The sequence below is a fragment of the Rhizorhabdus sp. genome (assembly GCF_018006725.1).
GTDB lineage: Bacteria > Pseudomonadota > Alphaproteobacteria > Sphingomonadales > Sphingomonadaceae > Rhizorhabdus.
The window spans coordinates 1-10,661 of the sequence record NZ_JAGMXV010000166.1; the positions used below are offsets into that span (position 1 = coordinate 1).

The following is a 10,661-nucleotide window of genomic DNA, read 5'->3' on the forward strand; positions in this document are numbered from 1 at the left end:
AACGATAGGCAGCATGATCCCGAACGAGATCGAGTTCATCAGCGCCGACGCAAAGATGAATCCGAAGGCCGCCTGGCGAGGCGCCGGACCTTTTACAGTCGGGTTAGCCGTTTCGGCTGGCGTCACACCACCCCACTCATTGATTTCGATCACGCAGGATCACGCTCAATCCCGTTGAAACACTAGAGAAATTGGCGTTTTTGAACATTGCGTAGTGGGGGCGGTTCTGGCAAATTGGGGGCGGTTGAAGGGATAGAAAACGGCTTTCCGCTCCCAGCAAACGATCCCCGTTTCTCCTCGACCGATCCCAGTTGCGGACAAGGAGGAAACGCCATGCCAGCCCTGACCGACACCGCGATCCGACATGCGCTGAAGCGCGTCGAGATCAGCCGCAAGCAGGAGAACCTTGCCGATGGCGAGGGGCGCGGCACTGGCCGGCTCGTCCTTGTTCTCAAGCCGATGCCGAAGCGCGTCACGGCCGACTGGATGGCGCAGCAATGGCGTGACGGCAAACGCACCAAGAAGAAGATCGGCGCCTACCCTTCGACGTCGCTCGCGCAGGCTCGTGAGGTTTTCAAGCGCGACTATGCCGACGTGATCCAGAAGGGCCGGAGCATCAAGATCGCGTCCGACACCCGCCCCGGCACTGTCGCTGACCTCTTCGAGGGGTACGTCGCTTCACTCAAGGCCGCCGATAAGCCCTCCTGGAAGGAGACCGAGAAGGGCCTCAACAAGATCGCCGACACCCTTGGGCGCAACCGCCTCGCCCGCGAGATCGAGGCCGAGGAAGTCGTCGAGCTGATCCGTCCGATCTATGAACGCGGCGCCAAGTCGATGGCCGACCATGTGCGCTCCTACCTCCATGCGGCCTTTGGCTGGGGCATGAAGTCCGACAATGACTATCGGCAGCAGTCGGCTCGCCGCTTTCGCATCCCCTTCAATCCGGCGACAGGCATTCCGACCGAACCGAAGGTCAAGGGCACCCGCTGGCTCGACGAGGACGAGTTCGTGCAGCTCTATCGTTGGCTGGAATGTCCCGACACGCCGGTTCATCCGCCCTATACCCGTGCCGTCAGGATCATCATGCTGACCGGCCAGCGCGTCCAGGAGATCGCCAGCCTTCACATCGACCAGTGGGATGCCAAGGAAAAGATCATCGACTGGTCGAAGACCAAGAACGACCAGCCCCATGCCGTTCCGGTGCCAGGGCTGGCCGCAGAGCTACTCGCGTCCATCAACGTCAACGAATACGGCTGGTTCTTCCCATCGGCCACAGACCCGTCCAAGCCTGTCAGCCATGGCACGCTTTACTCGTTCATGTGGCGCCAGCGGGACCGCGGCGTGATTCCCTATGTGACAAACCGTGACCTGCGCCGGACCTTCAAGACGCTGGCCGGCAAGGCGGGGGTCTCGAAGGAAATCCGCGACCGCCTCCAGAACCACGCGTTGCAGGACGTCAGCTCCAAGCACTATGACCGCTGGCACTACATGGTGGAAAAGCGCGCCGGCATGGCGAAATGGGACAAGTTCGTTCGCGCGATGCTCGCCAAGAAGCGCCTGAAAGCGGCGGCATGAGCCATCGGCGCCCCATAAAGCGGAAGCGAGAAACGACTATGCGTATCGTAATCGGCCTGGCGTTTCTGGCGGCGCTGACCACGGCGACCGCGGCCAAGGCCGATCCCTGCAAGGCCATTCCCGACCGCGGCCCGATGCCGTCCTATCTCCACCGGGGCGCGCACTTCTCCGGTCCAGTGGTCTATGTCGGCGATGGCGACTCCCTGTGCGTGGCCGTGGGCCAAGGGCCAGCCAACTGGGTGGAGATCCGGCTAGAGGATTTCTACGCGCCCGAACTCCACTCCCCCACCGGCCCGGCTGCCAAGGCCGCGTTGGAAAGACTCGCCACGGGCCGGAACACAGAGTGCATTGCCAACCATAAGTCCTACGACCGCGTGGTGGCCACCTGCCGGATCGGCGGACGCTCCATCGGCGATTTATTGAAGGCGGGCGGAAACGTCGAGGGCGGCAACGGGTACGACCAGAGCAAGCGTTAGCCCGACCTTTGGTGGCGCTTAAATGCGATTTGAAAACCGATCATAGGCATCGATCCGCCGGACCGGGGGATCGACCTCATACCGATAGATTTCCGTCCTCAAGAACCGCAGCTCGGCCTCGCGTTGGGCTTCGGAAATGTCGATATACCACGCGCGCGGCTGAGGGCCGGGATCGCCGTTCCAGCGGTATCCTCGCGCCTTGAGAACATCCTTGAGGTCGAAGGGCGAGTTCTCTGCCCAGATGCGCCAGGCGACGGTACGGGCGCCATCCAGAAGGCGGCTAAGGCCCGTAACGCCAGATCGGGGCAGTCGCATCGCCAACAGCTCGATCGTCGCAAGACAGTCGTGCATCGCGCGGTGGCGATCATAGAAGAAGCCGGCCGCCTGAGCGAGATAGGCGAGCTTCGCGCCCTCGAATCCCTCCGCCGCCCAGTCGATCTGGCTGAGCGAGCAGGCCCAGGGCTTCGTCGAGAACACTTCGGCGAAGCGTTCGAGGAAGCGGCGATCGAAAGCCGCGTTGTGCGCGATGACGAGCGAAGCCGGCGCCGCGAATTTGGCGACCTGGACAGGATCTATAACCTGGCCGGCCACCATCTCATTCGTGATGCCCGTGATCGCGGTGATTTCCGGCGTGATCGACTCGCTCGGCTGACGCAGCCCTTGGAAGCCGTCGCCCACGCTGTAAACGGTGCCATCCAAGCCATAGGTGAATGGCATCATGGCGAGTTCTATGATCTCGTCGCGCTGAGGATCGAGCCCCGTGGTCTCCACATCGACCACCAGGCCAAGGCGCACCGGCGTGCCTGGAGGCGGCATGATGCGAGGGCGCGGCTTGAGACGCCGAATGACCCGGTAATCTCCCGTGGCTTCCAGTGTCTGCGCCAGGGTCTCCAGATGGTCAGAAGATGTCATCGTTCGGTGCTGCGTTTGCTGCCATCGGCTCCCCTTCAGCCGCCGCAGCGGCGTCGGCCGGACGGAGCGCGAGGTGAATATCAGCGGCTCGACCTTCCTCGTGGAACCACAAATCGACCACGGCGGTATCGTCGCTGTGCGGCCGCGGCGATGCCTCCCGCACCTTGAATGTCGTCGGGAGATTGACCGAGGTTCCGAACACCAGCGCGTGCTGCCGAGGCAATGACGGCAACCGCTTCAGGACCGATTCTGAAATGAACGGCGTCATCTGGCGAATTTGGGAGAGATCGTCGGGGTTCTGGATGCGGTGAACCAGGAAGTTGGAGCACTGGCTGAGAACCGTCTTGGACAGCTCACTCGGGCGCTGAGACGCCAAGAGCACGAACATGCCGTACTTGCGCCCCTCCTTAGCGATGCGCTCGAATATCTTGGTCGCGTCCACGGCATAGCGGGATGGCGTCGCCGAGATGTAACGGTGAGCCTCTTCCAGCAGGAGGTGGATCGGGAAGCGGTTACGCGGATCGGCTCGCCGGAGCAGGCGAAACAGCATCCGCGCAATCACCGCGCTGACCAGCTCGACCACCTCGTCCTCGACATCATTCATGTCGATGATGATGATCTGATTGGCCTTGGTGTGACCGGCTCCCTTGCCAACCAATCCGATCAGCCGGGTCAGAAACTCCAGCTCTCCATTGTCGGCGGCAGCACCGACCGCCTCGTGGCGAAGAAATTCATACTCCCGACGATCTTCCAGCGCCTGGAAGCGCGTCACCATCTGGGAGCAGTAGTCACGGATCTGCCGATTGCCGTGCGCCTCCGCATACAAGATGGCGAGGTCTATCGCGTCTCCGAGGGCGGAAAAATCAAAAGGCAGATTCTGATAGTCTGGGAGCTTCAGATCCTCCAACTCGAAGCCGTTCGGGCCGACCAGATAAGCATCCAGCCCCGCAGGGTTGGCCATTTGGCCAAAGTTGATCGCAATGAATGGCCGGATTTTTGCGGCGTTGATCTCGTTCGTGCTGAAGCGCTGAAGGATGCCAATGATCCGATCATGCTTGGACGGGCTCGAAGAGTCGTCGCGCATGATCTGGGTGATGCACTTGGCGAGGATGTGATTGCGGACGCTGTTGAGTTCTGCGGCCCCCACATTTGAGAACAAGGTGGAGAGCCCGAGCGCCATGCGCAGGATCGGCACCTGGGTGCGCTCGCTGGCTTGCAGCAGCAGCTCCCATTCCGCCAGCTCCAGGAACCAGTGCGGCAAGCGAAAGCCTGCCGCCGTGCCGTCAAGCACGACGCGCTCGACTCCGATGGCCCCCTCTTTCGCGGAGGCGTTCAGGGCTGCGTGGTACTCGCCATTGACGTCGAAGACGATGAACGTCGCGCCGCGAGCGTGATGCTCCTCGGGTTTGCTGAAAAGGGACTGCAAGACCGAGGCGACCGTGCAGGACTTGCCGCTGCCGGTATTGCCCAGGACGGCGACATGACCGCCGAAGAACTCGTTCAGCCGGACCTTGATGTCGTAGTTCTCGAACACCACCGATTTACCGATCGGCAGCACCCGGTAGCGCGTGGCCCCTTCGGGTTCGCAGGCGCCGCCGTTCAGGCCGACTGAAGGTTCGACGGCGGCCTCGGTCTCGAAGATGCGGTCGAGTTCGCCGTCCAGCGCATAGAGCGCGTCCGCATACAGGGACGGGAAAACCGACACGCCGAAGCGGAACGCCCCACCACGCATCGGCAACATGCCGACAGGCACCACATCCAGATATTTGGAAGAACCGGCCCGGTCGAAGTCGCCCCGCTCGGACGGCGTGCTCGCATCGCGTTCACGCAGGCCGACAACCTCGACCACGACATATTCCGACTGCGACGGGATCATCAAAAATGACCCCAGCCGCGCCACATAATGCACGTCGTCGAAGCCGACGACCGTGAAATTGTCCGTGCCGGCGTGCATCTCGACGACGAAGCGGTCGGCCGCGACCGAGACCACCTTGCCGATCGCGCGCTTGCGATCGTCGTGGCTCATGCCTCGACGTCCTTCGTCTCGTCGTCCCTTTTCGGCGCCAGATCGGACAACACCTTGCGAACGGCGTCATCGATCCTGTCGCTGGGACGCTGCGGCATGAAATGCTCGACGATCATGTCGAAGTAGTGCGCCCTCGTCCCCTCGGCAGGACCCTCGCCTCCAATTATCCAAATACGCGGGTCGCGCAGCGCCCGCAGCTTGGCGATCTCGCCGCCCGTATCCGGCGCCGCGAAGACCACCAGACGGAACGTCGGGATCGTCAGCGCCTGGTAGATGATGTTGTTCAGGTGCTCATCGCCGAAGGCGTAGCCGGCCGTGATGAGAACGCTCTGCTCGCGCACGATCCGGGACTGAAATTCCCGGAACAGGTCCGCGTAGGGCGAGCCGAGCGAAGAGTTCTGCTTCGCCGGCGTCGGATAGATCAGCATCTGGTTCGTGGACTCGGGAGGCCAGACCTCCTTGATCGGGAACAGGCCATGATCGTCCTCGGTCCAAGTGACCGAACCATGCAATTTGCAGAGATAGACGAAGGCGTCGACGGCGGTCCACTTGCGGCTGGCGACGTCGAGCTGTTCGGCCAGGGCATAGCGGAAGATCGCCGGGTTGAAGCGACGTTCCACGACGCCGGAAAAGCCGTTGGCATAGGGAATGCCCAGCCGATCCATCGCCAATTCGCTGAAATGATCGTAGTTGGTCGTGAACACCCACGGCCGGGGCAAGGACCGATCTCGCAGGACCAGTTTCTTGTAGAACCGCTCGTAGAGGTCGCGCACGGTGGTGTCGCCCTCCGTGGCGAAGGCCCCTTGAGTGACACGGGTCCATAGGAAGTCCTGGACCTTCTTGATGATGCCGTCGAGGACAGCACGGTAGGGGTGAAGATCGGGATTCTCGCTCTGGCGCAGCACGAACCGCTGCGCGAATAGCACCTCCATCAAGCGTTCCAGATTGCGGCTGTAGTCCTTCGCTAGGTCGATCCCGAGCGCATCGAGATAGTCGAGTTCGCTCTTGGTCAGCCGCCACGGTGCCGGGGCAGCGCCGACGACCGGCGGATCACCGTAGAATCCCGCCGCCCGCGCCTCGAGGGTTTCCCCGCAGAACTCCTTGGCGAGGGGCGCCATGGTCGCAATGCCGAGTTCCTTTTTGTCCCTCATCAGGGAGGAACATCCAGCGCCGAGCAAAAACGCGATATTCTTGGCGTTCATGGCCTCGGAAATCGCCTGGCGGGCGCTCTCGATCCCCTTGTTCCAGTCGAGTTCCGATGGATCGGCATCGCCGTTCCGCAGAAACTGGAATTTTCGCTCCTCTTCGACTTCGCTCATATACCCCCCGATCCCCCAGTTTCTTATATGGCCGAGCTGTTTGCGCGCGCAGCTATATCGGCACATCGCGCCATGAGCGCCTCGAACGGCTCTGCGTCATCGAAGAGCAGCCCATCCTCGACCATGCGGGCATAGTCGTCCTCCAGCGCGTTCGCGCCATCGCCGACCGGCACGAGCTGCAGGCCGCCGCTGACGGCCGCTGCATAGTCGATCGGCGTGCGGTCGGCGGCCTTCTCCGCGAAGAACATCGACTTGTGCCGGGCGACAGCGTTGGCCAGTTCGCGATCGGCGAAAGCAGCTTCCGCGAAGCCGGCTTCATCCAGCCGGGCGACATCGTGCCAGTGTCGCGCGAAGCGGTCGCCGCGCAGCCGCTCCTGGAGGCAGAAGACGTGGATGGCGGTCGCCTTCTCCCAGAAGGTCCGCTCCGCGTGCATGACGCGCGGCCGCGCCATCGGGAATACCAGTCCGTCGATCAGGCCGGCGGCGTCGCAGGAGACATCGCGCAGGCTCGCCGGTTCGCCCGTCGAGCGGGCGCCGAACTCCAGCATGACGCTGGGCGCGACATAGCCTGACCCGGCCGCGGTCGCCTCATAGTCGATAAAGAGCCTGTCATCCTCGACGCGGATGGTCGCCGCCAGACCTTCGGCGGCCAGCGCGTTCGCGATCACGGGCTGCACGGTTTCCGCGACCCAGGCCGGCAACCGCCGACGGACCTCGCTGGACCAGCGCTTTTCCTCGCTTCGGGTTTTCGGCAGCCCCTCGCCATTGTCCCCGACCAGATCGGGTGCAATCGCCCGAATGTCGTAGGTCAGATCCACGTCCTCCGAAAACCGGCGAATGACCTGATAGGCTTTCGACAGCGACGTGCCGCCCTTGAACACCAGATGCTCGCCGAGCGGCGCGGCGTAGAGGGTCGCCAGCGCCCACACCACCCACACATCCTTTTCGAGAAGATGGGTGGGACGGCCCGAACGGTCGGCCGCGACACCCAGCGCGTCGCGCCGGTCCTCGGCCGAAAGCTGGAGAAAGACGTCAGCCATACGCCGCCTTTCCGACGCTCTGCGCGAGCCATGTCGGAAGCTGCGGCGCGGCGGCGACCAGTTCGCCGAACACGCCGGGCGGCATCTTCCGCTTCAATGTCGTGAGCGCGGCCTCCGCCTTTTCCGGGCCGAGCCAGGCCAGAGCCCGCACGGCCTCCCCTGCTGGCCGGTTGGCCAGGGCCAGTTGCCAGCGCGGCGCGTGCCGCAATTCCACGACCTGCTTGCCGAGGTGCATCTTTCGACTGCGCCCGGAGGTCAGATAGACCGAGCGGACGGGCACCTGCGTCGTCAAGCCAAGGGCGTTCGCCGCGGCGGCGCCGTTCGAGACGATGACCTCTCCCTTTTGGGTCGCAAGAGCCTCGACAGCCTGCTCGACCGAAGGCGTGCGCGTGCCGAATCGACTGGTGATGGGGCGCAGATAGACGCCACGACCGGCGCGGATGAGCTGCCCGCGCTCCGTCAGGCGCGACAATGCCTGATCCACGGCCGCCCGGTTTCCGAGGTGCAGCAGGCTCTTGGCGGACACAGGAGCGCCTTCGGGCAGGCCCGTCGTATGCGACAAAATCTGTTCGGTCAGCCGTGTCATCGTCTTTCTCCTGTCGGAAACATATGCGAGTTTCTGACAGTTTTCAAGGAATCCCATGAGAACAGGCCGGATAAGGGGGAAAGCCTTCCCCTGCGGCCGAGCCAGGGTCTCGGCCGGCCCCTTCTGCGGGGAGATCCCCGCAACGCCCCCTATAGAGTGAGAGTGCGGACCGGGTTTTCCGTGACGGGTTGAGGGCTGGAGAAGAGGTCTCCGGCGCCCGTCGCGGAGAACCGCGATGTTCAGGAAAGACGCCAGCGCACGCCCCGGCTCGGATCGGGCGAGCCTTTACGACGACATCACCGGCAAGATCATCGCCGAGCTGGAGGCAGGCCGCTTCCCCTGGGTCCAGCCCTGGGGATCGGCCTCGGTCAAGGCGCCCCTCGCTATGCCGAGGAACGCCGCGACCGGGCGGCATTATTCGGGGATCAATGTGCTGATCCTCTGGGGCGCGGTGATCCAGCACGGCTTTCCCGGCCAGAGCTGGCTCACCTTCCGCCAGGCCCTGTCGCTCGGCGGCAATGTCCGACGGGGCGAACGGGGCACCACCGTCGTCTATGCCGACCGTTTCACGCCGGAGGACGAGAAGCGCCGCGCCCGCGATACCGGCGAGGAAGCGGCAGCGATCCCGTTCCTCAAGCGCTTCACGGTCTTCAACGCGGCGCAATGTGACGGCCTGCCGGAGGATGTCGCCATCGTTGCCCCACCGCCTCCGCCCGGACTCATCGAACCGCAGGTCGAGGCCCTGATCCAGGCCACCAGCATCGACTTCCGCATCGGCGGGGACCGCGCCTTCTATGTGCCGGCGCATGACTATGTGCAGGTGCCGCCGCCCCAGGCCTATTTCGAGCCGATCAACTGGCACAGGACGGCCCTGCATGAGCTAGGGCACGCCACGGGCCACCCCTCGCGCCTGAACCGCGATTTCTCGGGTTCCTTCGGCTCGAAGAAATACGCCTTCGAGGAGCTGATCGCGGAGATCAACGCGGCCTTCTGCTGCGCCTCGCTCGGCATCGCGCCCACCGTCCGCCATGCCGACTATATCGGCTCCTGGCTCGAGGTGCTGCGCGAGGACAATCGCGCCATCGTGCGCGCCGCTTCCCAGGCCAGCAAGGCGGCCGACTGGCTGCTCGGGTTCCTGCCGGGCGCCGATGTCGATGCGGCAGACGACGAACGGCAGGCGGCGTGACGATCTTCGAAAACCGGAAAGGCGGAGAAGCGGGCTTCCGGCTTTACGCCTTTCCGCCCGCTTGGCGCTGCCCTCCGAGAGTGAGAGGGCGGCGCTTCGCTTCGTGACGGGTTGGAGGTCGAGAGAGAGGCTCCCGGCCGCCCGTCGCGGAGTAACGAACATGGCGACTGCCATTCAGAAGATCACCCTGTCGTCGGCGCGCGACATCCCCTTCAACAAGCTGGTGCTGAGCCAGTCCAATGTCCGGCGCGTCAAGGCCGGCGTCTCGATCGAGGAGCTAGCCGAGTCCATCGCCCGGCGCGGTCTCATCCAGAGCCTACATGTCCGCCCCGTCCTCGACGCCGATGGCGCCGAGAGCGGCATGTTCGAGGTGCCCGCCGGCGGCCGCCGATATCGCGCGCTCGAACTGCTCGCGAAGCAGAAGCGCCTGGCCAAGACCGCGCCGGTGCCCTGCGTCGTCGGCGACGCCAACAGCGACATCCTGGTCGACGAGGTCTCGCTGGTCGAGAACATGGAACGCGCGCCGCTGCATCCGCTCGACCAGTTCCGCGCCTTCCAGGCCATGCGCGACAAGGGCATGACCGAGGAAGCCATCGCCGCCGCCTTCTTCGTCGGCGTCAATGTCGTGAAGCAGCGCCTGCGCCTCGCTTCCGTCTCGCCGACCTTGCTCGAGATCTACGCCGAGGATGGCATGACACTCGAACAGCTCATGGCCTTCACCGTCAGCTCCGACCATGCCCGTCAGGAACAGGTCTGGGAGGCAGTCAAGGATAGCTGGCAGAAGGAGCCCTATCAGATCCGCCGGATGCTGACCGAGACCTCGGTACGCGCCTCAGACAAAAGGGCCGTCTTCATCGGCGTCGAGGCTTATGAGGCGGCCGGCGGCATCGTGCTGCGCGACCTGTTCCAGTCGGACGATGGTGGCTGGCTGCAAGATCCGGCCCTGCTCGACCGCCTGGTGGCCGACAAGCTGAAGACCACCGCCGACGAGATCGCGAGCGAAGGCTGGAAATGGGTCGAGGCCGCCTTGAGCTTTCCCTACGGCCACCAGCATGGGCTTCGCGAACTGGCTGGCGTCACGGCCGACCTGACCGAGGAGGAGAGCGCCACCCGCGAAGCGCTGCGCGACGAATACGACCGGCTCGAAGCCGAATATGCGGAAGCCGATGAGCTGCCGGACGAGGTCGACGCACGTCTCGGCGAGATCGAACAGGCCCTCGATGCCTTCGAGCAGCGCCCGACGATCTACGATCCGGCCGACATCGCCGTCGCCGGCGTCTTCATCAGCCTCGACGCCGACGGCTCTCTGTCGGTCGATCGCGGCTATGTCCGTCCCGAGGATGAACGTCCCGTCGAGACCGAAGGCAGCGATGCGCTGGCGGTTGACGGTGAAGCTGGCCAGCCGGCCGCGCCCGCCGTTCAACGCGCCGTCATCACCATCGGCGGCCAGCCCGCGGAACCGGAGGACGATGAGGAGGACGGCATCAAGCCGTTGCCCGAGCGCCTCGTTATCGAGCTGACCGCGCATCGCACCCTCGCTC

The 10,661-nt window shown here is 64.1% G+C and carries 9 protein-coding genes; 4 read left to right on the forward strand and 5 right to left on the reverse strand.

All coding sequences use genetic code 11. The features are described 5' to 3' along the window. Window positions 1-333 precede the first annotated feature (333 nt). Window positions 334-1,575 carry a site-specific integrase gene (locus KAY22_RS19210; RefSeq protein ID WP_282260884.1) on the forward strand — a complete coding sequence of 414 codons (1,242 nt, stop codon included), beginning with the start codon at window positions 334-336 and terminating at the stop codon, window positions 1,573-1,575. A 38-nt stretch (window positions 1,576-1,613) separates the two neighbouring features. After that, window positions 1,614-2,051, forward strand: a complete 438-nt coding sequence (locus KAY22_RS19215) for a nuclease (RefSeq protein ID WP_296624886.1) — start codon at window positions 1,614-1,616, stop codon at window positions 2,049-2,051. Window positions 2,052-2,069: 18 nt separating this feature from the next. On the opposite strand, the gene KAY22_RS19220 is transcribed toward KAY22_RS19215, so the two are convergent. From KAY22_RS19220 to KAY22_RS19240, 5 genes are read right to left on the reverse strand one after another with little or no spacing between them, the layout of a single operon-like run. After that, window positions 2,070-2,963 (reverse strand): 3'-5' exonuclease, encoded by an 894-nt coding sequence (locus tag KAY22_RS19220; protein ID WP_296624887.1) that lies wholly within the window; start codon window positions 2,961-2,963, stop codon window positions 2,070-2,072. Continuing rightward, window positions 2,950-4,989 (reverse strand): ATP-binding protein, encoded by a 2,040-nt coding sequence (locus KAY22_RS19225; RefSeq protein WP_296624888.1) that lies wholly within the window; start codon window positions 4,987-4,989, stop codon window positions 2,950-2,952. Before KAY22_RS19225 ends, KAY22_RS19220 begins: the two co-directional genes overlap by 14 nt. After that, complete coding sequence (locus KAY22_RS19230) at window positions 4,986-6,308, reverse strand: SIR2 family protein (protein ID WP_296624889.1); 1,323 nt, start codon at window positions 6,306-6,308, stop codon at window positions 4,986-4,988. Before KAY22_RS19230 ends, KAY22_RS19225 begins: the two co-directional genes overlap by 4 nt. Before the next feature lie 23 nt (window positions 6,309-6,331). Then, the gene (locus KAY22_RS19235) at window positions 6,332-7,348 is read right to left on the reverse strand and encodes a nucleotidyl transferase AbiEii/AbiGii toxin family protein (protein ID WP_296624890.1); all 1,017 of its coding nucleotides are present in this window, start codon (window positions 7,346-7,348) and stop codon (window positions 6,332-6,334) included. Next, entirely contained in the window at window positions 7,341-7,934 is a 594-nt protein-coding gene (locus tag KAY22_RS19240) for a DUF6088 family protein (protein ID WP_296624891.1), read from the reverse strand. Before KAY22_RS19240 ends, KAY22_RS19235 begins: the two co-directional genes overlap by 8 nt. A gap of 235 nt (window positions 7,935-8,169) precedes the next feature. On the opposite strand from KAY22_RS19240, the gene KAY22_RS19245 reads away from it, so the two are divergent. Next, window positions 8,170-9,120: a zincin-like metallopeptidase domain-containing protein gene (locus KAY22_RS19245; RefSeq protein WP_296624892.1), complete on the forward strand. Its 951-nt coding sequence runs from the start codon at window positions 8,170-8,172 to the stop codon at window positions 9,118-9,120. A gap of 160 nt (window positions 9,121-9,280) precedes the next feature. Continuing rightward, a partial coding sequence (locus KAY22_RS19250; RefSeq protein ID WP_296624893.1) for a ParB/RepB/Spo0J family partition protein occupies window positions 9,281-10,661 on the forward strand: 1,381 nt, incomplete at its 3' end.